At 69.0% G+C, this 23,001-nt stretch carries 16 protein-coding genes and 2 pseudogenes; 12 read left to right on the forward strand and 6 right to left on the reverse strand.

All coding sequences use genetic code 11. The features are described from left to right. The 3 genes and pseudogenes from ACFYOH_RS18015 to ACFYOH_RS18025 all read right to left on the reverse strand — a co-directional run. Positions 1-881 (reverse strand): potassium-transporting ATPase subunit KdpA (locus ACFYOH_RS18015; protein WP_388626626.1); only part of this gene is annotated, 881 nt, incomplete at its 3' end. Positions 882-889: 8 nt separating this feature from the next. After that, positions 890-979, reverse strand: coding sequence for a K(+)-transporting ATPase subunit F (gene kdpF / locus ACFYOH_RS18020; protein WP_037770757.1), 90 nt, complete (start codon positions 977-979; stop codon positions 890-892). A gap of 247 nt (positions 980-1,226) precedes the next feature. Next, positions 1,227-2,344 (reverse strand): annotated as a pseudogene (locus tag ACFYOH_RS18025) (amino acid permease); the annotation flags it as partial. Between the two features lie 187 nt (positions 2,345-2,531). Here ACFYOH_RS18025 and ACFYOH_RS18030 point away from each other — a divergent pair. From ACFYOH_RS18030 to ACFYOH_RS18040, 3 genes are all read left to right on the forward strand, one after another. After that, a complete protein-coding gene (locus ACFYOH_RS18030) occupies positions 2,532-2,726 on the forward strand; it encodes a hypothetical protein (protein WP_388627224.1) in 195 nt (64 codons plus the stop codon). A 152-nt stretch (positions 2,727-2,878) separates the two neighbouring features. Next, positions 2,879-4,849, forward strand: a complete 1,971-nt coding sequence (locus ACFYOH_RS18035; protein WP_388626628.1) for a potassium transporter Kup — start codon at positions 2,879-2,881, stop codon at positions 4,847-4,849. A gap of 293 nt (positions 4,850-5,142) precedes the next feature. After that, entirely contained in the window at positions 5,143-6,363 is a 1,221-nt protein-coding gene (locus ACFYOH_RS18040; protein WP_388626630.1) for a metallophosphoesterase, read from the forward strand. Between the two features lie 152 nt (positions 6,364-6,515). Here the strand turns inward: ACFYOH_RS18040 and ACFYOH_RS18045 are convergent, their stop codons facing one another. Then, positions 6,516-6,746 (reverse strand): hypothetical protein, encoded by a 231-nt coding sequence (locus ACFYOH_RS18045; RefSeq protein WP_388626632.1) that lies wholly within the window; start codon positions 6,744-6,746, stop codon positions 6,516-6,518. A 445-nt stretch (positions 6,747-7,191) separates the two neighbouring features. On the opposite strand from ACFYOH_RS18045, the gene katG reads away from it, so the two are divergent. The 7 genes from katG (at position 7,192) to ACFYOH_RS18080 (ending at position 16,035) form a co-directional block, all read left to right on the forward strand. After that, positions 7,192-9,384, forward strand: a complete 2,193-nt coding sequence (katG, locus tag ACFYOH_RS18050) for a catalase/peroxidase HPI (protein WP_388626633.1) — start codon at positions 7,192-7,194, stop codon at positions 9,382-9,384. 283 nt (positions 9,385-9,667) lie between these two features. After that, the gene (locus ACFYOH_RS18055) at positions 9,668-10,135 is read left to right on the forward strand and encodes a pyridoxamine 5'-phosphate oxidase family protein (RefSeq protein WP_388626635.1); all 468 of its coding nucleotides are present in this window, start codon (positions 9,668-9,670) and stop codon (positions 10,133-10,135) included. A 709-nt stretch (positions 10,136-10,844) separates the two neighbouring features. Continuing rightward, complete coding sequence (locus tag ACFYOH_RS18060; RefSeq protein ID WP_388626637.1) at positions 10,845-11,606, forward strand: DeoR/GlpR family DNA-binding transcription regulator; 762 nt, start codon at positions 10,845-10,847, stop codon at positions 11,604-11,606. A gap of 155 nt (positions 11,607-11,761) precedes the next feature. Next, positions 11,762-13,126: an ABC transporter substrate-binding protein gene (locus ACFYOH_RS18065; protein WP_388626638.1), complete on the forward strand. Its 1,365-nt coding sequence runs from the start codon at positions 11,762-11,764 to the stop codon at positions 13,124-13,126. 85 nt (positions 13,127-13,211) lie between these two features. Continuing rightward, positions 13,212-14,174, forward strand: coding sequence for a carbohydrate ABC transporter permease (locus ACFYOH_RS18070; RefSeq protein WP_388626640.1), 963 nt, complete (start codon positions 13,212-13,214; stop codon positions 14,172-14,174). Next, complete coding sequence (locus tag ACFYOH_RS18075; protein WP_388626641.1) at positions 14,174-15,049, forward strand: carbohydrate ABC transporter permease; 876 nt, start codon at positions 14,174-14,176, stop codon at positions 15,047-15,049. The genes ACFYOH_RS18070 and ACFYOH_RS18075 overlap by 1 nt, the downstream gene beginning before the upstream one ends. Then, entirely contained in the window at positions 15,046-16,035 is a 990-nt protein-coding gene (locus tag ACFYOH_RS18080; RefSeq protein WP_388626643.1) for a zinc-dependent alcohol dehydrogenase family protein, read from the forward strand. Before ACFYOH_RS18075 ends, ACFYOH_RS18080 begins: the two co-directional genes overlap by 4 nt. A 201-nt stretch (positions 16,036-16,236) precedes the next feature. Here ACFYOH_RS18080 and ACFYOH_RS18085 read toward each other — a convergent pair whose 3' ends face one another. Continuing rightward, a complete protein-coding gene (locus ACFYOH_RS18085; protein WP_388626645.1) occupies positions 16,237-19,050 on the reverse strand; it encodes a SpoIIE family protein phosphatase in 2,814 nt (937 codons plus the stop codon). Between the two features lie 439 nt (positions 19,051-19,489). On the opposite strand from ACFYOH_RS18085, the gene ACFYOH_RS18090 reads away from it, so the two are divergent. Further along, on the forward strand, positions 19,490-20,413 hold the full coding sequence (locus ACFYOH_RS18090) for an alpha/beta fold hydrolase (RefSeq protein WP_388626647.1): 924 nt from the start codon (positions 19,490-19,492) through the stop codon (positions 20,411-20,413). Positions 20,414-20,507: 94 nt separating this feature from the next. Here ACFYOH_RS18090 and ACFYOH_RS18095 read toward each other — a convergent pair whose 3' ends face one another. Then, complete coding sequence (locus ACFYOH_RS18095; protein WP_388626649.1) at positions 20,508-20,843, reverse strand: hypothetical protein; 336 nt, start codon at positions 20,841-20,843, stop codon at positions 20,508-20,510. 231 nt (positions 20,844-21,074) lie between these two features. On the opposite strand from ACFYOH_RS18095, the pseudogene ACFYOH_RS18100 reads away from it, so the two are divergent. Beyond that, positions 21,075-22,914: pseudogene (locus tag ACFYOH_RS18100) on the forward strand (glycoside hydrolase family 15 protein). Positions 22,915-23,001 lie beyond the last annotated feature (87 nt).

Here is a 23,001-nt window from a genome sequence, read left to right on the forward strand (position 1 = left end):
GTGAAGCCCAGCCAGATGGTGAACATCGTGGCGAGGATCGCGTAACCCTGCTTCACGTTGCCGACCATCACGCCGAAGGTGCGGGTCAGCGAGAAGGGGATCACCAGGAGCAGGAAGATCTCGAACAGGTTCGTGAACGGGGTGGGGTTCTCGAAGGGGTGGGCGGAGTTGGCATTGAAGTAACCGCCACCGTTGGTGCCGAACTCCTTGATGGCCTCCTGCGAGGCGACCGCGCCGCCGTTCCACTGCTGCGAGCCGCCCATGAACTGACCGACCTCGTGGATCCCGGAGAAGTTCTGGATCGCACCGCACGCCACCAGCACGATCGCCGCGATCGCGGCACCCGGCACCAGGATCCGCAGCGTGCCGCGCACCAAGTCCGACCAGAAGTTCCCCAGCTCACCGGTGCGCGAGCGCGCGAAACCCCGCACCAGCGCCACCGCGACCGCGATACCCACCGCAGCGGACACGAAGTTCTGCACGGCCAGACCGACGGTCTGCACGACGTGCCCCATGGTCTGCTCGCCGTAGTACGACTGCCAGTTCGTGTTGGTCACGAACGACACGGCCGTGTTGAACGACTGCGCCGGATTGACCGAGGAGAACCCCATCGAGCCGGGCAGCACGCCCTGCAGCCGCTGCAGCAGGTACAGGAACAGGACGCTGACGGCGGAGAAGGCCAGCACACCGCGCAGATACGCGGGCCAGGTCATCTCGGCGTCGGGATTGGCACCGATGGCCCGGTAGACCCACTTCTCCACCCGCAGGTGCTTCTTCGAGGAGTAGACCTTGGCCATGTAGTTGCCAAGCGGGATGTAGGCGAGCGCCAGCGCGCCTATGAGGGCGAGCAACTGGAGGAAGCCTGCGACTTCTGGACTCATGTCTGGCTTCAGAACCTCTCCGGGAAGATCAGGGCGAGGACGAGATAGCCCAGCAGAGCGACGGCCACGACCAGGCCGACGACGTTCTCGACGGTCACAGCTTCGTCACCCCCCGGGCGACGAGAGCCACCAGCGCGAAACCCGCGAGCACGGTGACGACGAAGGCCAGATCGGCCATCGCGAACTCCTGAAGAGGTTCGGGGGTGGAACAAGGACGGTTAGAGGAAACCCCCTCCCTGGCCGGATCTGGACACTCGTTGACGGCACCCTTACGGCCTCGCCCACGGCTTTGACGGGACTCTTACGGCCACCGATCCCTACCGGCCAGTAATAGAGCGTTTCTCCTCAGAGCAGCCGGAAGCGGAGCCGGCAGATCACCGCGTCCGTCTCCCGCCGCACGGCGTGCGCGACCACCGCACCCCGCTGGTTCTGCAGCAGCCGCTGCCACAGCCGCTCCGGCTCCGCCTCCGGGATCAGCACCGTGACCCGCGTGGCCGGCTCGGCAGCGGCCACCTCACGGACGTACGCGGCGATCGGACGGCCCAGGCTGCGCCTCTCGCAGGACAGCCGCACCAGGGGCACCCCGGGGTCCCACGCGGCCCAGGCTCGCTCCAGGGCGTGCAGTTGGGCGCGGTCCTCCGGGTCCGGGTAGCCGACGGTGACGGCACGGACCTCGTCGCCGAGGGAGGCGGCCGCCGTCAGTGCCTCGGAGGTGAGCCGGGACAGCGAGGACACCGGGACGATCACCAGGGAGCGGTCGCGGTGCGGGGGCTCGGGGACGCGGCCCAGGCCGAGTCGCTCGGCGATGCGGTCGTAGGCACGGTGGACGGCGACGAAGGCGGCGATCAGCAGCGGCAGCGCCACCACGATCAGCCAGGCCCCCTCCGCGAACTTGCTCGCCGTGACGACGACCGCCGAGACACCGGTGAGCAGCGCGCCGAAGCCGTTCAGCAGCGCCTTCCCGCGCCGGCCACGGCCCCGCTCCTGGCGCCAATGCCCACCTGGGCGATCGTGAAGCCGACGAAGACACCGATCGCGAACATCGGCACCAGGGTGTTGGTGTCCCCGCCGGAGAAGACCAAGAGCGCGGCCGAGACGACGGCGAGGGCCAGCACGCCGTGCCGGTGGACCTGGCGGTCGGCCTTCAACGCGAACACATGCGGCAGATAGTTGTCACGTGCCAGCAGCTTCAGCAGCACCGGCAGCCCGCCGAAGGACGTGTTTGCCGACAGCGCCAGCAGGATCATCGTCGCGAACTGGATGACGTAGAAAGCCCAGTTGTGGCCCAGCGAGGCATCCGCGAGCTGCGCCAGCACCGTGACGCCCGCCACCGGCTGGAGGTGGAAGCGCCCGATCAGCACCGACAGGCCGATCAGCATCAGGCCCAGTACGGCGCCCAAGGCGATCTCCGCCCGCTGGGCCCGACGCACGCGCGGTACACGAAAGGAGGGCAGGGCGGATGCGTACGACATGACGCTGGGTGTCCGGTCCTAAGGCGCGCGGCACGCGACGCGCTTGGCCTTAACGCGGTCTTGACGCGTTAGGAGGACATACACGTGGGCCCATGCGTCACTCCTTGCTTACGCTGGTGCCGCCGTCCGCGTGATGGCCGGAACCCCACGCTGAGCCGCACATCAGGAGAGCGCGCCGATGGCCACGACCGAACACCCTCCCAGTACCAGCCGCCTGCGGACATGGATGCTGGAGGGCCTGTCCGACATGGGCAAGGCCGGCGGCCACACCGGCCCGCACGCCGAGCCGGAACCCCCGCACAAGGGCCAGCGAGGTAACACCCGTCGTCATCAAGCCAGCGGGCGTGAGCCCGCACGACGCCTGGCGAGCTGAGTAGCTTGCCGGCGCGTCGGCAGACCCGCTCTCCGCGACCTGTGCGAGCACCCCGAACACACTTCACGTCAGGCCCCGTGACATGCACGAATAGCGATGTAGCTCCGATACACCGGGCCCGTAGGCAGCGGTCCGCAACGAGGAGGATCACCATGACCGACCGCCGACAGGCAAACGCGCCGGATGACGGATTCCCGTCGCGCACGCCCGAGGCTCATCATGCGAGCGCGTACGACACGGTGCGCATCGCGCTGGTCATCGGTGCTCTCGGTGTGGTCTTCGGTGACATCGGCACCAGCCCGATCTACACCCTCCAGACCGTGTTCAATCCGACCGACCCGCACCCCGTCCCCGTCACCACTCAGAACGTGTACGGGGTGGTGTCGCTGGTGTTCTGGTCGGTGGTGATCATCGTCCTGGTCACCTATGTGCTGCTGGCGATGCGCGCCGACAACGACGGCGAGGGCGGCATCATGGCTCTGATCACCCTCGTACGGCGGTGGAGCTCGCGACGGGCCGGACGGACCGCCGCCGTACTGGCCGCGCTGGGCCTCTTCGGCGCGTCCCTGTTCTTCGGCGACAGCATGATCACCCCGGCGATCTCGGTGCTGTCCGCGGTCGAGGGGCTCAAGGTCGTCCAGCCGTCGCTGGGCGGCGCTGTCGTACCCATCACCGCGGTGATCATCGTGGTGCTGTTCCTGGTGCAGCGCAGGGGAACCGCCGCGGTGGGCCGGGTGTTCGGACCGGTCATGATCGCCTGGTTCGCGGCCATCGGGGCCTGTGGTGTCGCCGGCATCGCCGACCATCCGGCCATCCTCAGGGCGCTCTCGCCGACCTACGCCCTGGGCTTCCTGTTCGGCCATTTCGGCACGGCCTTCTTCGCCCTGGCCGCGGTCGTGCTCGCGGTCACCGGCGCCGAGGCGCTCTACGCCGACATGGGGCACTTCGGCCGCCGGGCGATCACCCGCGCCTGGATGTTCCTCGTCTTCCCCGCCTGCATCCTGAGCTACCTCGGCCAGGGCGCCCTGATCCTCGCCGACCCGCACAACACCAGCAGCCCCTTCTTCCTGCTCGTGCCCACCTGGGGACAGTGGCCGATGGTCGTGCTCGCCACGGCGGCCACCGTCATCGCCTCCCAGGCCGTGATCACGGGCGCGTACTCGGTCACCTCCCAGGCCGCCCAGCTCGGCTACCTGCCGAGGCTGCGGATCGCGCACACCTCCGAGTCGACCATCGGCCAGATCTACGTCCCCTGGATCAACTGGATGCTGATGGTCTCGGTCCTCACCCTCGTCTTCGCCTTCCGCAGCTCCGCGGCGCTGGCCTTCGCGTTCGGCATGGCGGTCACCGGCACCATCACCATCACCACCCTGCTGTTCTTCTACGTCGCCCGGGCGAAGTGGCGTACGCCCAGATGGCTGGTCGCCATCGGCGGCGCCGTGCTGCTCTTCGTGGACCTGCTGTTCGTGGCGGCCAACATGACCAAGCTCGTCCACGGCGCGTGGCTGCCGCTGCTGATCGGCATCACCGCGTTCACCGTCATGACGACCTGGCAACGCGGCCGCGAGATCGTCACCGCCGAACGGGCACAACTCGAGGGACCACTCCCCGAGTTCATCGAAGACCTCCGCTCGGAGAAGGTGTCGCCGCTCCGGATCCCGGGCACGGCCGTGTTCCTCAACCGGGGCAAGCAGACCGCGCCCCTGGCCATGCGGGCCAACGTCGAGCACAACCACGTGCGCCACGACCAGGTCGTGATCCTCTCGCTTGAGACAGAGCCCGTGCCCCGCGTCCCGGCCGACCAGCGGATCGTCGTCGACGACCTCGGTTACGCCGACGACGGGATCATCCACGTCACCGCCCGGTTCGGCTACATGGAGACACCGGACGTACCCAGCACCCTGGCCATGCTCACCCCGGCCCAGACCGAAGGACCGTTGAACCTCGACCAGGCGTCCTACTTCCTGTCGAAGATCGATCTCCGGCGCGGCAAGTCACCGACGATGGCGCCCTGGCGCAAGCGGCTGTTCATCGCCACCTCCTACATCACGGCCGACGCCGCCGAGTACTTCGGCCTGCCCCGCGACCGCACGGTCATCATGGGCGCACACATCGAGGTGTAGACGCGCTCCAGCCGCTGATCGCCCGGCGATCGGGCGGAGACGGACAGGTGGCACCGCTCCACCCGGTACACGCGGTGAACTTCCGGCCAATCGGTTCCGGAGCCGGAGTGCGCCGCGAAGGTCGCCAGCGCCTGGTTTTCGAGCTCCGCCCGGTCGCCCCTCACCTGATGGGCACCCTCCGTCCCCACGCTCTGGAGAACCCTTCAGGGCCGCTCCCATGAACGCCGGTCCGGCCGGCCCGAGGGCGACCGGATACAGTGCGCGGAACGACAGCCTGGTCAGGGAGGGGAAGCGTGACCGCCACCAGCAACACCCGGCCCGCCGAGGGTGAGGCGCAAGCGCCGCGGCAGAGCCGGCTGCACCGCCTGATGCGCTACATCCCCCTGATCGCCCCCGTCCTGCTGTGGGCCGTGCCCTGCTGGGTGCTCCTGTACGGCGGCCAGCGCTGGCCGCTGCCCGTCACGCTGGTCGGCACCGTGCTGTTCGCCCTCGGCCTCATATGTATGCCGCTCGCGATGGTGCGCGGCCACGGCCGGCGCCAGCAGGACCGGGCGGCGATCGTCGGTGACACCCTGCTGGGCACCAGTTGGGTTCTGTTCACCTGGTCCGTTCTGCTCGGCGTCTTCTTGCGGCTCGCCCTGACCGTGGCCGGTGTCGGCGAGAGTCAGGAGCGGGCCCGGATCGTCACGTGGGCCGTCCTCGGCGTAACCGCCGTACTGCTCGCCTGGGGGTACGCCGAGGCCCGCCGCGTGCCGCGCGTGCGCCGCCTCGACGTGCAACTCCCTCGGCTGGGTGCCGGGTTGGACGGCATCCGCGTCGTCCTGATCACCGACACCCACTATGGCCCACTCGATCGCGCCCGCTGGTCGGCACGGGTGTGCGAGACGGTGAACGCCCTGGAGGCCGACCTGGTCTGCCACACCGGCGACATCGCGGACGGCACGGCCGAACGCCGCCGCGCCCAGGCCGCCCCACTCGCTACCGTGCGGGCCACCCGGGCCCGGGTATACGTCACCGGCAACCACGAGTACTACAGCCAGGCCCAGGGCTGGGTCGACCTGATGGACGAGCTGGGCTGGGAGCCGCTGCGCAACCGCCATCTGCTGCTCGAACGCGGAGGCGACACCCTCGTGGTCGCCGGCGTGGACGACGTCACCGCCGAGTCCTCCGGCCTGGCAGGCCACCGCGCCCACCTCGCCGGAGCCCTGGACGGCGCCGACCCCGACCTGCCCGTCCTGCTCCTGGCACACCAGCCCAAGTTCGTCGACCGGGCAGCAGCCGCCGGCATCGACCTCCAACTCTCCGGCCACACCCACGGCGGCCAGATATGGCCCTTCCACCACCTGGTCCGCATCGACCAGCCCGCCCTCGCCGGCCTCAGCCACCACGGCACCCGCACCCTCCTCTACACCAGCCGCGGCACCGGCTTCTGGGGCCCGCCCTTCCGCGTCTTCGCCCCCAGCGAGATCACCCTGCTCGTACTCCGCTCCCCGCACCTGCCCACCTCGATGTAGCACTCGGCGGGCCGACACTTCCGCTTGGAGCTGTCCACGAGCCGACGGGTGCGGCGTCGACAGATGACCAGGCCCGTCTCGCTGAGGACAAGATCCGGACCATTCCCGGGCCGACGGCTCCAACGAGGCCTACGCGGCCACGTTTACGCAGGTCAGCGACGCGTGACGCCTGTACCATGCAAAAGCCTCGATCCAAGAGGGGGGATCATGCGCACGTTGATGGAGCTGTCGACGTGCCAGCCCGTGGAGTACTCCGTCATTCGCTGCCGCGGCCGCCACTGGATCTGCGTAAGGCGCTCGATCGCGTCGTCCTGCGTGTCGTAGCGGGCCTCTTCACGCTGCTTGCCGAGAGCACAACCGCACTCCTTGAAGAACGACTCCATCCACGAGCGAGCTGTCGAGCCACGTGTCAAGCTTCCGAGCGGGGCGCCGGGCGGGGCAGCAGGTCCCCGCCGCGGGTGCAGGTCAGCAGGCCGGGAGCCGTCCGGGCTGATGCTGACCGTTTGCTGACCTGGAGGCCGCGAGTGGTATTGCGTGCCGCAGACGACGATCAAGGGCTGTCGTATTCGATTCGGCTTGCGTCGGATGTCGGCACGGGAGCGGAAAGGCCGCCCCTTCTCTCACGTCTGTCATGCGGGGTGTTCTGCGTGTTTCATAGAGGTGTGGTCTGCGATGCGCGACCATACGGACGCGGCACAGCACAATTTCCAGCCGGTGGGCGCCGTGGCGCGCTGACTGTGTGGGTCGACGTGCTCGACACCAGCAAAGCCGACGACGTCAAGAGCGGCAGCCGGCAGAAGGAACACCGAGACAGGAAGAAGGACGGGCATGTCCGGCAGTGAAAGCGAGAATCCGGCAATCCCCTCGCCGACGCCCACACCGACTCGGCGGCCCAGGACGAACCGGGACTGGTGGCCGAATCAGCTGGACCTTCAGGTTCTCCACCAGCACTCGCCTCGATCCAATCCGATGGACGAGGACTTCGACTACGCGAAGGAGTTCGCGACTCTCGACGTCGACGCCCTGAAGCGTGACGTCTTCGAGGTGATGACGACATCCCAGGACTGGTGGCCTGCCGACTACGGTCACTACGGGCCGCTCTTCATCCGGATGAGCTGGCATGCCGCGGGAACCTACCGCATCGAGGACGGCCGCGGCGGTGGCGGCAGCGGCGCACAGCGCTTCGCCCCCCTCAACAGCTGGCCCGACAACGCGAGCCTGGACAAGGCGCGCCGTCTGCTGTGGCCGGTCAAACAGAAGTACGGCCGGAAAATCTCCTGGGCCGATCTTCTGGTCTTCGCCGGAAACTGTGCCATGGAATCCATGGGATTCAAGACGTTCGGGTTCGGTTTCGGGCGAGAGGACATCTGGGAACCCGAGGAGATCTTCTGGGGGCCGGAGGACACATGGCTCGGAGATGAGCGCTACAGCGGCGACAGGGAACTCGCCGGTCCCTTCGGCGCCGTACAGATGGGACTGATCTACGTCAATCCGGAGGGGCCCAACGGAAACCCGGACCCGATGGCCGCCGCCCGGGACGTGCGGGAGACGTTCGGGCGCATGGCGATGAATGACGAGGAGACGGTCGCACTCATCGTCGGCGGCCACACCTTCGGCAAGTGTCATGGCGCGGTCGATGCCAGTTATGTCGGCCCGGAACCCGAGGCGGCCCCCATCGAGCAGCAGGGCCTCGGCTGGCGGAACACGTACAACAGCGGCACGGGCTCCCATACGATCACCAGTGGTCTGGAGGGCGCCTGGACCACCGAGCCGACCAAGTGGGACAACGGCTACCTGGACAATCTCTACGGGTACGAGTGGGAGCTGACGAGCAGCCCCGCCGGTGCTCACCAGTGGACTCCCTCGGACCCCTCGGCCAGGAACACCGTACGCGACGCCCACGATCCGTCGAAGCGGCACGCCCCCATGATGCTGACGACGGACCTCGCGCTGAAGGTGGACCCGGTCTACGGCCCGATCACGAAGAGGTTTCACGAGAACCCGGACGACCTCGCGGTGGCGTTCGCCAAGGCGTGGTACAAACTGCTGCACCGCGACATGGGACCCGTCTCGCGTTACCTCGGCCCGTGGATTCCCGAGCCGCAGCTGTGGCAGGACCCCGTTCCCGACGTCGATCACGAACTGGTCGGGGACGAGGACATCGCTGCCCTCAAGGGCAGGATCCTCGCCTCGGGCCTTTCCGTCTCCCAGCTGGTCACCACCGCCTGGGCGTCGGCGGCGAGCTTCCGCGGCACCGACAAGCGCGGCGGGGCGAACGGAGCGCGAATCCGGCTCGCGCCGCAGAAGGACTGGGAACTCAACAACCTCCCCGAGGTGACCGAGGTACTGCGCACGCTCGAGAGGATCCAGCAGGACTTCAACCTCTCGCAGACCGGCGGAACGCGGGTCTCCCTCGCCGACCTGATCGTCCTCGGCGGGTGCGCGGCCGTCGAGCAGGCCGCGAGGAACGCCGGGTACGACGTCACGGTTCCGTTCGCACCGGGGCGTACGGACGCCTCGCAGGAGCAGACCGATGCGGCGTCGTTCGCCGTGCTGGAACCCAAGGCGGATGCCTTCCGCAACTACCTTCCGGCAGGCGAGAAACTGTCGCCGGAGACCCTCATGCTGGACCGCGCCAACCTGCTGACGCTGACCGCTCCCGAGATGACGGTGCTGATCGGCGGCATGCGGGCCCTGAACACCGGCTTCAAGGGGTCCCCCCACGGTGTCTTCACCCACCGGCCAGGAATGTTGACCAACGACTTCTTCGTCAACCTGCTCGACATGGGCACGGAGTGGAAGGCGTCGGCTACGGACGAGAACGTGTTCGAAGGCCGGGATCGCGCCACCGGCGAGGTCAAGTGGACCGCCACCGCCGTCGACCTGATCTTCGGTGCGCACTCCCAGCTCCGAGCCGTCTCGGAGGTCTACGCGTCCCAGGATGCCGGAGAGAAGTTCGTACGCGACTTCGTGGCAGCGTGGAACAAGGTGATGAATCTCGACCGGTTCGACCTCGCCTGAGCCCGACGTCCCGGTCGGCCCTCATCGGCCGACCGGGACGTGCGCGAAGCCGATGCCGACCTCCAGGCGACCGTCAGCGCCCGCTCGGAGAGCCGCCGTACCGACGCTAGGGCCGTTCGTGGCATCCACGCCTCCGGACTGTCCCTGGTCTCGCCCCTGAGGAACCCCTGACCCGAGTTGGCGGCGTCCGCTCCGAGCCAAAGGCTGAGGGGTTCATCGGTCGCTGGGAGTAGGTCCTGCGCCTCAGGCGCGCTTCGCGCCTGCCTGGCTAGGGTCGGTCCCCATGGAGACCGGGGCCACGGGAATCGTTCGTCGCCAGACGGCGGAGCGTATGCGCGATGCTCTGGAACGGCTCGTCACCGAGCGGGATGTATGGGTGTCGACGGCTCACCCTGATCACGGGCCGCACCAGGTGCCGCTGTGGTTCTTGTGGGATGGGCGAGCAGTGTGGATGTGCACCGGCGCCACTTCCGTGACTGCGCGGAACGTCCGCGAAGAGCCGCGCGTGCGACTGGCACTACCGGACACCTTCGACGTGGTGCTCCTCCAGGGTGAGGCGGAGTGCTTCCCGGACCAGGAGGTGCCCGGAGACGCGGCGGAGGCGTTCGCCGACAAGTTCGGGTGGGATCCCCGCGTGGAAGAGGGTTCCTTTCTGTACGTACGCGTGGTCCCGAGGACTGTGCGCGCTTGGCGCGGCGAGCCGGAACTACGCGGGAGAGTCATCATGCGCGACGGGATGTGGCTGGAATAACGGCCGCCCCTCGCCGACGCGCCTCTCTCGGATCACGATCCACAGCCGGAGTACTCTGCGCCTTCCGGCCCTTGATGTGGCTCAGTCCTGAACAGGCAGTAGAGGTCGAAAAGCTCGGTTACGGCGCCATATGGCTCGGCGGTGGCGCACCCGACGGCAACCTCGGCACTGAAGGTGGACGCCCCGGCCGGCTCGTGATCGGCATCCAGACCGACCACTGCGACGACGGCAGTTCGAGGCGCCGGCCTGGATGAGCGCCGTTCGCATGCGCTCGGCGCGAGGGCGGTCGCCCAGCTGACCGCCTGGCAGAAGGACAACGGGGCGCTCTACTCGCCGATCCCGTCAGTCATCCGGGCCAGCGAACTGTCCGTGCAGGTGGGGGGACTGGGGCTCCGGCATCGACGCCCCCGTCCTGGACAACTGCTGGTACTACCTGGCCCTGGACACCGTCTGCCGAGCATTGATGAGGTCGATTTCATTTCGCCGTCCGCCCGAACCGGGCACTGCAGGTGGCCCACACGGGCGCCAATGAATAGAACAAAATGCGCGACAGGGTCGTGACCTGGGGTTTCGCTCAATCACTTCAGGCATCATCGGGCGGTTTCAGGCCCATTGCGGGCCGGTTTGCTCGAAAAGGTGATTGGTATAAATGTGCGGCAAGACCGGGCACGCCGCGCCCGGACCGGGTACGGAAGGCGAGGTGAGTGCGATGAACGCCGAAGAGCGTCAGAGCCGGATTCTCGCGCTCGCTCGTCACCAGGGGCGTGTCGAGGTCACCACCACGGCCGTCGACCTTGCTGTCGCGCCGGAGACCATCCGTCGCGACCTCAGCGTCCTGGAACGCAGGGGCCTGCTCCGCCGCACCTATGGCGGCGCCTATCCCGTCGAGGGCGCGGGCTTCGAGACGGGCCTCCCCGAACGAGAGACCCTGCACGTCAAGGACAAACGCCGGATCGCCGCGGAGGCGGTCAAGCTCCTCGGTGACGCGGAGACCGTGTTCGTGGACGAGGGCTACACCCCCCAGCTCCTCGCCGCGCTCCTGCCGGGCGACCGGCCCCTGACCGTCGTCACCGCGTCGCTGTCCACAGCAGCCGCGATCGTGGACTCCCCGCATGTCACCGTGTTGCTCCTCGGAGGCCGTGTCCGGACGCGGACCCTGGCCACGGTGGGCTCATGGGCCTGCGCCATGCTCGAGCGATTCGTCATCGACCTGGCCTTCCTCGGGTCGAACGGGATCTCCCGGGAGCTCGGCCTGACCACCCCCGATCCGGTGGTGGCCGACGTCAAGGCCAAGGCGCTGGCCGTGTCGCGCCGACGCGTCTTCATCGGGCACCACAGCAAGTTCGGCGCGAGCAGCTTCTGCCGCTTCGCCGGCGTGGGCGACTTCGAGGCGATCGTCACCGACACCGCACTGTCCAGCGCCGAGGCGCACCGCTACTCACTGATGGGACCCCGCGTCCACCGGGTCTGACCAACTCAGCCCGCCCCCATACCACCAGGGACGGCTCCGCCGGAGCCGCGCCGACGGCACCTCCCTGCCTGCACGGCCGAACACCACCGTCTGCCCGATCCCACCTTCACTTCCTCTTCGCTGCCCACACCCGACATTTCATGAAAGGGACGATCATGATTTCGAGACCGACTGTTCTGCGGCGCGCTGTGCCGCTGGGCGCACTGGCCATGTGCGGCGCGCTACTCACGGCGTGCGCGGGCGCCGGCGGCGCGGGGGGTGGCTCCGGCTCGCACTCCATCAACGTGCTGATGGTGAACAACCCGCAGATGGCGGACCTGCAGAAGCTCACGGCGGCCAACTTCACCAAGCAGACCGGCATCAAGGTCAACTTCACGGTGCTGCCCGAGAACGACGTCCGCGACAAGATCACCCAGGACTTCTCCAGCCAGGCCGGCCAGTACGACGTGGCCACGATCAGCAACTACGAGACTCCGATCTACGCCAAGAACGGCTGGCTCGCCCCGCTGACCTCGTACGCGCAGAAGGACACCGCCTTCGACCAGAGCGACATCCTGCCCTCCATGCGGCAGTCCCTGACGGTGTCCGGCCAGATATACGCCGAGCCGTTCTACGGCGAGTCGTCCTTCCTGATGTACCGCAAGGACGTCTTCAAGGAGAAGGGGCTGACCATGCCGGCCAACCCCACCTGGCAGCAGGTGGCCGCCCTGGCCGCCAGGGCCGACGGCGCCAAGCCCGGGATGAAGGGCATCTGCCTGCGCGGCCTGCCCGGTTGGGGCGAGGTGATGGCTCCGCTGACCACGGTGGTCAACACCATGGGTGGCACCTGGTTCGACAAGGACTGGAAGGCCCAGGTCGACAGCGCCGCCTTCACGAAGGCGACCAGGTTCTACGTCGACCTGGTGCGCGCCCACGGTGAAGCGGGCGCCCCGCAGTCCGGGTTCGCCGAGTGCCTCAACGACATGGAACAGGGCAAGGTCGCCATGTGGTACGACGCGACCTCCGCGGCCGGGTCGCTCGAAGCCGGCGGGTCTCCGGTGGCCGGCAAGATGGCCTACGCGCCCGCACCGGTCGACCGGACCAAGAGCTCGGGCTGGCTCTACACCTGGGCCTGGGGCCTGCAGAAGGCGAGCAAGCACCAGGACGACGCCTGGAAGTTCATCTCCTGGGCGTCCAGCAAGCGGTACGAGGACCTGGTGGGCAAGAAGCTCGGCTGGTCCCGGGTCCCGGCGGGCAAGCGGAGCTCCACCTACACCAACCCGCAGTACGTCGCCGCGGCGTCGGCCTTCGCGGGCGCCACCGCGAGCGCGCTGAAGGCCGCCGACCCGCAGAACCCTGGTGTGCAGCCCCGGCCCGCGCCCGGTATCCAGTTCGTCGGCATCCCCGAGTTCACCGATCTGGGCACGCAGGTCTCCCAGCAGATCAGCTCCGCCATCGCCGGCAAGACCAGTGTCGATCAGGCGCTGAAGGCCGGCCAGGCGCTCGCCGAGAAGGTCGCCGCCAAGTACGCGGCCAAGTGATCCCTGCCCGACCCACCCGACGTTCCCGGCCTCCCGGTCCCGCCCACGCGGGACCGGGGGACGGGAGCACAGCGGAGACACACCGATGACCCTCACTGACTCGCTCACCGGGCGTACCCGGGCACCGCGGACCGCCGGGCAGGCGGCACCCCCACCGCGATCCCGGGGAGCATGGGCCCGGCGGGCCCCGCTGCTCCCGGCCCTGATCTTCATGATCGTGGTCACCCAACTGCCGTTCGTCGGCACTCTGGTGATCTCGTTCATGCGCTGGAACGCCCTCGACCCCGGCAACCGGGCCTTCGCGGGGCTGCAGAACTACAAGGACGCGGTGACCGACCCGCAGCTGCGTTCGTCCCTGCTGACGACCGTCATGCTGACGGTCACCGTGGTGCTGGTCAGTCTGGTACTGGGCCTGGGCTTGGCTCTGCTGCTGGACCGTCAGTTCCGCGGCCGCGGCATCGTCCGGACCATGCTGATCACACCGTTCCTCGTCGTGCCCGTGGCCTCCGCGCTGCTGTGGAAGCACGCGCTGTACAACGCCACCTACGGGCTGGTCAACGGATCGCTGACCTGGCTGTGGAGTCTGTTCGGCAGCGACAACGCGCCGCAGCCCGACTGGCTGTCCGCACTGCCGCTGATGTCCGTGGAGGCCTCGCTGATCTGGCAGTGGACGCCCTTCATGATGCTGATCCTGCTGGCCGGACTGCAGAGCCGCCCCATGGACGCCGTCGAGGCGGCCCGCGTGGACGGTGCGACCACCTGGCAGGTCTTCCGCTACCTCACCTTCCCTCATCTGCGCCGCTATCTGGAGCTGGCCGCACTGCTCGGCAGCATCTACGTGGTGCAGAACTTCGACGCCGTCTTCACTCTCACCGGCGGCGGACTGGGCACCGCCAACCTGCCCTACACCGTCTACGAGACCTTCTACCAGGCGCATGACTACGGGCAGGCCTCCGCGGAAGGCGTCATCGTCGTCGTCTGCTCCCTCCTCGTGGGCAGTTTCGCGCTCAGGACCGTCTCGTCCCTGCTCCGAGAGGAGACCCGCTGATGGCCGGGACCATCGCCACCCGCCGGCGCACCACGGGCAGCCCTGGCTCCGCGGCCCGGCGCCGCCGCGGCGCACTCGGCCTGCTGGCCTGGCTCTGCGGAGTCGTGTTCTTCCTCCCGGTCGCCTGGATGGTGCTCACCTCGCTGCACAGCGAGTCCGACGCCGCCACCAACCCACCGAGCGTGGGAGCGCCGCTGACCCTCCAGGGCTACCGGGAGTTCTTCGGCGCGAGTACCGGCGTCTCCCCCTGGCCGCCGCTGATCAACTCCTTCTCCGCGAGCCTCATGTCGACGCTCCTGGTGCTGGTGCTGTCCATCCCGGCCGCCTACGCGCTGTCCATCAAGCCGGTGCGCAAGTGGACGGACGCGATGTTCTTCTTCCTGTCCACCAAGATGCTGCCCGCGGTGGCCGGACTGCTGCCGATCTACCTGATCGCCGAGAACAGCGGCCTGCTCGACAACGTCGCGCTGCTGATCATCCTCTACACCTCGATGAACCTGCCGATCGCGGTATGGATGATGCGTTCCTTCCTCGCCGAAGTCCCCGTCGAGATCCTGGAGGCGGCCTCCATCGACGGCGCCGCACTGCCCACCGTCCTCGCCCGGATCGTGGCACCCGTCGTCGCCCCCGGCATCGCCGCCACCTCGTTGATCTGCTTCATCTTCAGCTGGAACGAACTGCTTTTCGCACGTGTGCTCACCGGCGTCGTCGCCGGCACCGCACCCGTGTTCCTCACCGGCTTCGTCACCAGCCAGGGCCTCTTCCTGGCCAAGGTGTGCGCCGCCGCCGTCTGCATCTCCCTGCCGGTTCTCATCGCCGGATTCGCCGCCCAGGACAAGCTTGTCCAGGGCCTGTCCCTTGGAGCAGTCAAGTGAAAGCCGCCGTCATCAGCTCGCCCGGCCAGGTCGGCGTCGAGACCGTCGACGACCCCACACCCGGCCCCGGGCAGGTGGTGATCGAGGTCTCCGCCTGCGGCCTGTGCGGCACCGATCTCCACATCCTGCAGGGCGAGTTCGCTCCCACCCTGCCCATTGTTCCCGGGCACGAGTTCGCCGGCGAGGTCGTCGCCCTGGGCTCCGGGGTACGCGACCTGGCCGTCGGCGACCGGGTCGCCGTCGACCCCTCTCTGTACTGCCACGAGTGCCACTACTGCCGTATCGGGCGCGGCAACATGTGCGAGCGCTGGAACGCCATCGGTGTCACCGTCCCCGGCGGCGCGGCACAGTACACGGCCGCCCCCGCCGCCAACTGCGTCAAACTCCCCGAACACGTCCGCACCCAGGACGCCGCCCTCATCGAACCGCTGTCCTGCGCGGTACGCGGCTACGACATCCTGCGCAGCACGCTCGCCAGCAATGTACTGATCTACGGCTCGGGCACCATGGGCCTGATGATGCTCGAACTCGCCAAGCGCACCGGCGCGGCCACCGTCGACATGGTCGACGTCAACGAGGACCGGCTCGCCACCGCCCGCACGCTCGGCTGCAGCAACGCCGTGACCACCGCCGACGCGCTCGAGCGCCCGCGCGGCTGGGATGTGGTCATCGACGCCACCGGCAACGCCCGTGCCATCCAGGACGCCCTGGGCCGGGTCGGCAAGGGCGGCACCTACCTCCAGTTCGGGGTCGCGGACTACGCGACCCGGGCCACCATCGACCCGTACCGGATCTACAACGAGGAGATCACCATCACCGGCTCGATGGCGGTCCTGCACAGCTACGAACGCGCCGCCGAACTGTTCGCCGGTGGAGTGCTCGACCCGGAGATCTTCATCAGCGACCGGTTGCCGCTGGCGGACTACGCCGATGCTCTGCGGCAGTTCCAGGCCGGGAAGGGCCGGAAGATCCAGGTACTGCCGTGAGCACGAGTACCGACCGCGGCGGAGGCCGGGCCCGCACGGAGCCGGCGCCTGGGGTCCTGATCGGCAGGGGGGACACAGCGGCCCCGGCCTTGGCCCGCTACAACCGCGGCGTGCTAGGCCGTGCCCAGCTCCTCCGCCTCCGGACCCCAGAAGACCGCCTGGCCCTGCGCGTTCAGCACCACCCCACCGACGCTGAACAGATCAAGCAGGCCGCTGGGCGGTCGTCCACCCAGGCAGCACAGGCCTGGAACGACTGCTGACACACCGGCAGGCGATGCCAGGGGTGGTACCCGCACCCGCGCGGGGGCTGTCGCAACAGTCGCCTTCCTGTGGTGCGGCGGTGTCCGCCACTGGTGCCGGGATCGCCTGCTCGGCCCAGATGATCTTGCCGGTGGACAGGTACCGGGTGCCCCACCGGGTCGCGAGCTGGGCGACGAGGAAGAGCCCTCGGCCGCCCTCGTCGGTAGTGGCCGCGTAGCGCAGGTGGGGCGAGGTGCTGCTGGTGTCCGAGACCTCACAGATCAGGCTGCGGTCGTACAGCAGGCGTACCCGGATCGGCCCGGTGGCGTGGCGGATGGCGTTGGTGACCAGTTCGCTGAGGATGAGTTCGGTGGTGAACGCCAGCTCGTCCAGCGCCCACTCCGACAGCTGGCGGTTGACCCTGGCCCGCACATCCGCCACCGCGGCGGCATCGGAGGGCACCTCCCAGGCGGCGATCCGGTCGTCCGCCAGGGCGCGGGTCCGGGCGACGAGCAGGGCGACGTCGTCGCTGGGGCGTGCGGGCAGCAGCGCGTCCAGCACCGCGGTGCAGGTCTGGTCCGGAGTGCGGCTCGCGTCGCCGAGGACGGCGCTCAGCCGGGCCAGGCTCTCGTCGACGTCGCGGTCGCGGGTCTTGATCAGCCCGTCGGTGTACAGCACGATCTGGCTGCCCTCGGGCAGCCGCAGCCGAGTGGTTTCGAACGGCAGCGCTGCCAGGCCCAGAGGCGGCCCGGCCGGCACGTCCGGGAACTCCACGGTGCCGTCGGGGATCACCACCGCGGGCGGCGGATGCGCGGCGCGTGCCATGGTGCAGGCCCGTGTGGTCGGGTCGTAGATCACGTACACGCAGGATGCGCCAGTGACCCCCGGCACGCCGTCGTCGGTCGCGTCCTCCTCGTCGATCCGTGCGACGAGCTCGTCCAGATGCCACAGCAGTTCATCAGGGGGGATGTCGAGTGCGGAGAAGTTGCGCACGGCCGTTCGCAGCCGGCCCATGGTGGCCGCCGCGTGCAGGCCGTGACCGACGACATCGCCCACCGCCAGTGCGACCCGCCCGCCGGGCAGCGGGATGACGTCGAACCAGTCGCCGCCCACGGACTGGGCCGGCAGATACCGGTGGGCGAGGTCGACGGCGTTCTGGTCGGGCATGCCGCGCGGCAGCAGGCTGCGCTGCAGAGCAACAGCCATCATGTGCTCGTGGGTGTACCGGCGGGCATTGTCGACGGACACCGCCGCGCGGGCCACCAGCTCCTCGGCCAGCGACAGATCGTCCTCGTCGAACGGCTCACGCTCCCGCATGCGCCAGAAGTACGCCACGCCGAGCAGCACACCACGGGCACGCAGCGGGGCCATGATGCGCGAGCGGACGCCGGATTCGAGGATGGCCTCCGATCGCGCCGGGTCCTGGGCTCGCCACGACTGCGCGGCAGCGAGATCACGCTCCAGCACCGCCTGCCGGTGGCCGAACGCCCACGCCTGCGGTGTGGCGAGATCCAGCTCGAAGACCTCGTCGAGCTGGATGAAGGGATGCTCGTCGCGAATGCCGTGCACAGCCACCCGGCGCATCGGAACGCTACCGTCGGGCGGCGGCTCCTCGCCGTGCAGGACGCCCTCCACCAGATCGACCACGGCGAAGTCGGCGAAGTGCGGTATCCCGACTCTGGCAAGTGCTCCGGCGGTACGTTTCACGTCGAGTGAGGTCCCCATGGACCCGCTGGCGTCATACAGCAACTGCAGGCGCCTACGAGCCGCCTCGGCCTTCTGCGAGAGCAGCCGCAGTTCGGTGGAGTCCCGCAGCGTGGCCACGCTCCCCGGCGGGCCGCCGTCGCGCCCCGTGGGCCAGCAGTTGACCACCAGCAACCGCTCCCCGACGGTGAGCACCTCGTCGCTGACAACGCGTCCCGGAGCCAGCAGCTCGACCGCCGCTCGGTCCAGCCCGAGTTCGTCCAAGGGCCGTCCCTCGGCATCCCCCGTGAGACCGAGCAGCCGCCGCGCCTCGTCGTTGACCACCGTGATCCGGCCTCGCGGGTCGAGGCCGACCACGCCCTCCCGGATGCCGTGCAGCGTGGCCTCCCGGTCCTGGAGCAGGCCCGCGATCTCCTCCAGCTCCAGTCCGAACGTGCTCCGCTTGAGCCGGGCGGCCAGCAGGAAGGCGGCGCCTCCTCCGACCGCCAGGGCGATCCCGGCGTAGATGCCGAAGGCGGGCAGCTCACGCGCCAGCTCGCCGGAGGCCTGGGCCTCCGGAATGCCGGCCGAGACCTCTCCCACCAGACGGTGACCGTTACCCGGCGCATACAGCGGCGCTATCCCGTTGGCCGAGCGGCCCGTCGCGCCCACGTTGATCCTCGTGTGCGACTTTCCGTCCCGGACCACGATCGGATCGGAGATCCGCTGGCCGATCAAGGCAGGAAGGGGATGCGAATGCCGGACACGGTGCAGATCGATCACCACGACGTAGGAGGCACCGGAGTCCGCGGCGATGCGGTGGGCCACGTTCTGTACGACGCCATGACGCGTCGGCGGCGCTCCGATGGCCATCGCGCTGCGAATCTGCGGATTGCCGGCCGCGATCCGCGCGATCGACACCGCCCGCTGCTCGTACAGAGCGTCCAGGCGAGCGCGCTGGGCGAATGCGAACAATGCGAATCCGACAGCGCTCATCACCGCGAGGATCAGCAGCAGGGCGAGAAGGATCCGCTGCGAGAGCTTGCGCCTACGGCCGCCCGGCCGCAGTCCCCGCCCGGGCCACCAGACCACCAATGCCCACATCCCTCCGGCGACGGAGAAGATATATAGACAATTGTCGCGCTTTCCAGCGACAAGCGAAGACTCGACCAAGGCAAGGCTTGCCAGGCGGCGACGCCGTGGGCGGCTGACCTCTGCAAGCCGACAGGGCTCTGAGCTGTACAAAAATGCCTTCGTGGTGGGCCCTCCCGTACGCCCGGCACTTCACTACACCCGGCGGAGCAGTCGCGATGGCTCCCCCCGCAGGATGACCGTGGGTGTGCCATGGGCGATGCTGTGGGCCGTGACAGCTGATCTTCGCCGAGTCGGCGCCGAACCCGGGGATGGCGACGGAGACGGGGGCGCCCCTCCGGCATCCGCTCCGCCGTCGCTCCCTGCCGAGCGCGCGCATCGGCCACGCCGCTCCCGGCTGCGGCGGTGGCTTCGGCGCGCCGCGCTCGGCTGTGCCGTCTTGCTGACCGCCGTCACAGTGGCCTCGTTCGTCTACAACGGAGTGACGGCCGGGCGCGCCACGCCGCCGCGCGGGCTCAGGTACGTGCAGGCCGCCGACATCCGCACGCGCTACCAGACCTGGGGTACGGCGGGCCCACCGGTCGTCCTGGTGCACGGCGCCTTCGAAACCGTCGACACCTGGTCACGCCTTGCCCCGCTGCTCGCCCGCGACCACCGGGTGTACGCGCTCGACCTGACGGGCGACGGATACAGCGAGCGCCACGGCCCGTACACCGTCGACCATTTCACCCGGCAACTCCTGGGCTTCCTGGACGCCATGCACCTCGGCGGTCCGGGCGAGCGCCCGCTGCTGGTGGGGCACTCCAGCGGAGCGGCCGTGGTCACCGAGGCGGCGCTCAGGGCCCCTGGCCGGCTGGGCGGTGTGATGCTCCTCGACGGCGACGCCCTCGACGCGGGTGCCGGGCCGCCGCCGGCCTTCAAGTACGTGCTGGTCGACCCGTACCGCACCAGTCTGCTGCGGCTCGGGCTCGGCATCGACTCACTGATCCGCAGCGTGTACGACGCACAGTGCGGACCTGCCTGTCCGCGCCTGGACGCCGCCGGTCTGGATCAGTGGCGACGCCCGCTCCGGGTGCCGGGCGCGGAGAGCGCGCTCTGGAGCATGCTAGCCTCGGGCGTGCCGGGTCTGCCCGCGGACCAGGTGGCTCGGCTCGCCGCGGTCCGCCTGCCCAAGTCGGTGGTGTTCGGCGCCGAGGACGACGTGTTCACCCGGCAGACGCCGCAGCAGACCGCCCGGCGCATCGGCGCACCGCCCGCCACGCTCATCCCCGGCGCCCGGCACCTGACGATGATCTCCAGCCCCGAGGCGGTCGCGAAGGCCGTGGACAGACTCACGGCGGCATCGGTCGCGGCATCACAGTGACCGCGCCTGAATTCATGTCAGGTCACCACCGGCCTCGCCGACTTGGCCGCCCTCGGAGTCGTAACGACGTCCCCGCCGACATGGTGACAGGACGTCAGCCAGGGGCGAAGGAGAAGCTCCGCCACAAGCCGGTGCTCCTGACGAACCGGTCCGACGCCCCGATGTCCAGGTAGTCGCTCTGCTCACCCTTCGGCACGGTGCAGTCCGGTGTCGTGTACAGGAGCAGGCTGCTCTGTGTCTGATTGTTGACGTGGGTCACGCCTTCGGGGAATCGGTGACATCCGTGGATCGGCGGGTTGGAGACGGTCTCCACGAGCCTGATGCCGTTCCGCGCCACGATCTGACCGGACGCCTGGTCCTGGCAGGCGGTGAGCGCGACGCCGAGCAGTGTGATGCCGGTGAGCGCGGCCAACAACCGTGAAGGGGGCATCGAGCGCCTCCTGAGGTGCGGGGAGCTGCCGGGGATCTCGTCCCTTCTTCACTGTCCGCTCCTCACTATCCGCCAGATGCTACGGAGTCGCACGGTGAGGAGGACGACCGTCCGCAGCACCCGGGCCGTAGCCGGGGCCTCGTACCGGCCCCGTGGCCGGAGCGGGACCCCCGGCTTACGCTGATCGAGTGGGCCCATCCGGGTGAGACGCACACCGAAAGGGGCGCCTCGATGGACGACTACCCGCTGATCGAGAACCACGGCCTGATCGGAGATCTGCAGACCGCGGCACTGGTGACCACCGCGGGAGTGGTCGACTGGTTCTGCTCCCCGCGTTTCGACTCGCCGAGTGTGTTCGGGGCGCTCCTGGACAAGGAGAAGGGTGGGCACTGCACGGTACGGCCGGCGCATCTGACCCATGCGACCAGGCAGTTGTACCTCCCCGACACGGCGGTCCTGGTGACCCGGTTCATGACTGAGGCGGGCGCCGGTGAGGTGCTCGACTTCATGCCCGTGACCGGTACGACGGTCACCGCCCGGCACCGGCTGGTCCCGCCTGGTCCGCTGTGTGCGCGGCAGCATGACGTTCGAGGTGGAGATCGCCCCGCGGTTCGACTACGGGCGCATGCCCCACGCGCTGCACCTCACCCCGCACGGAGCGGTCTTCGCCGCGGCGGACGGCACGGAACTCACTGTGCACCCGATCCGCGAACCGGACGACGAGCGGCTCGTGGACGTGCTCACGGACCGGGACGCCGACCTGCACCTCTCGCTGAACCTGCGGGCCGGCGATCTGCGCGGGCTGGTTCTGGAGATGGGCGCCGAGGGGCCGCCCGCGGAGGTACGCCGTGACGAACACCAGCGGCTCTTCGACGAGACAGTGGCGTTCTGGCGCTCCTGGCTGGCGCAGTCGCGGTACACCGGGCGCTGGCGGGAGGTGGTGGAGCGTTCCGCGATCACGCTGAAGCTCATGACGTTCGCCCCCAGTGGCGCCGTGGTGGCCGCCCCGACGGCGGCCCTGCCGGAGCAACTGGGCGGCGAACGCAACTGGGACTACCGCTTCACCTGGATCCGTGACGCCTCCTTCTCCGTGTACGCCCTGCTGGGACTGGGCTTCACGGACGAGGCCCGGGCGTTCATCATCTGGCTGAGCGACCGGGTCAAGGAGCGGGTCGGCAGCGAGGGGACCACGGGTCCGCTCAACATCATGTACAAGGTCGACGGCTCCTCCGACCTGAACGAGCAGATCCTCGACCACTGGGAGGGCTATGCGCGTTCCGCGCCGGTGCGGATCGGCAACGGCGCCGCGACGCAGCTCCAGTTGGACATCTACGGCGAGGCCCTGGACAGCATCTACTTCGCGCACCGGCACGGCTTCCAGGTCGGGCACGGGGGGTGGACCTCGATGCGGGCGGACCTGGACTGGCTGGCCGATCACTGGGACCAGGCGGAGGAGGGCATCTGGGAGACCCGCGGCGGTCGCCAGGACTTCACCTACGGCCGTGTCATGTCGTGGGTGGCGTTCGACCGGGCCCTGCGACTGGCCGAGTCGAAGGGGTGGCCGTCGGCGTCCGGGCGCTGGCGCAGCGAGCGGGACGCCATCTACGAGCAGGTCATGGCGAAGGGATGGAGCGAGGAACGGCAGGCCTTCGTCCAGCACTACGGCAGTGAGGTCCTGGACTCCGCGCTGCTGCGCATGGCGACGGTCGGCTTCCTCACGCCGGAGGATCCGATGTGGGCGTCGACCCTGGACGCCATGGAACGGGAACTGGTCAGTGACAGCCTGGTCTACCGCTACAACCCCGACGCCTCGCCGGACGGCCTGCGCGGCTCCGAGGGCACCTTCTCGCTGTGCACGTTCATGTACGTCGACGCCCTGGCGCGCGCGGGGCGGACCGACCGGGCGAGGCTGGTGTTCGAGAAGATGATGGGGTACGCCAACCATCTGGGCCTGTACTCCGAGGAGATCGACCTGACGGGTCGTCAGCTGGGCAATTTCCCACAGGCGTTCACGCATCTGGCTCTCATCGACTCGGCCCTCACCCTGAATGAGGCGCTCGACCGGCGGTAGTGCACACCGGGGTTCAGCCCTCCGATGTCGTCGGCGCTCACCGGGCTCTCACCGTGCGCGGCGGGCGTGCGGGCCGGCCCGGCAGCG

This window comes from Streptomyces sp. NPDC007856, assembly GCF_042868225.1.
Taxonomy (GTDB): domain Bacteria; phylum Actinomycetota; class Actinomycetes; order Streptomycetales; family Streptomycetaceae; genus Streptomyces.

Excerpts from the sequence above, each read along its gene's own strand:
- ACFYOH_RS18070 (WP_388626640.1), top strand. The coding sequence starts at position 13,212 with ATGACCCTCACTGACTCGCTCACCGGGCGTACCCGGGCACCGCGGACC.
- katG (WP_388626633.1), top strand. The coding sequence starts at position 7,192 with ATGTCCGGCAGTGAAAGCGAGAATCCGGCAATCCCCTCGCCGACGCCC.
- ACFYOH_RS18030 (WP_388627224.1), top strand. The coding sequence starts at position 2,532 with ATGGCCACGACCGAACACCCTCCCAGTACCAGCCGCCTGCGGACATGG.
- ACFYOH_RS18060 (WP_388626637.1), top strand. The coding sequence starts at position 10,845 with ATGAACGCCGAAGAGCGTCAGAGCCGGATTCTCGCGCTCGCTCGTCAC.
- ACFYOH_RS18095 (WP_388626649.1), bottom strand. The coding sequence starts at position 20,843 with ATGCCCCCTTCACGGTTGTTGGCCGCGCTCACCGGCATCACACTGCTC.
- ACFYOH_RS18035 (WP_388626628.1), top strand. The coding sequence starts at position 2,879 with ATGACCGACCGCCGACAGGCAAACGCGCCGGATGACGGATTCCCGTCG.
- ACFYOH_RS18075 (WP_388626641.1), top strand. The coding sequence starts at position 14,174 with ATGGCCGGGACCATCGCCACCCGCCGGCGCACCACGGGCAGCCCTGGC.
- ACFYOH_RS18045 (WP_388626632.1), bottom strand. The coding sequence starts at position 6,746 with ATGGAGTCGTTCTTCAAGGAGTGCGGTTGTGCTCTCGGCAAGCAGCGT.
- ACFYOH_RS18065 (WP_388626638.1), top strand. The coding sequence starts at position 11,762 with ATGATTTCGAGACCGACTGTTCTGCGGCGCGCTGTGCCGCTGGGCGCA.
- ACFYOH_RS18055 (WP_388626635.1), top strand. The coding sequence starts at position 9,668 with ATGGAGACCGGGGCCACGGGAATCGTTCGTCGCCAGACGGCGGAGCGT.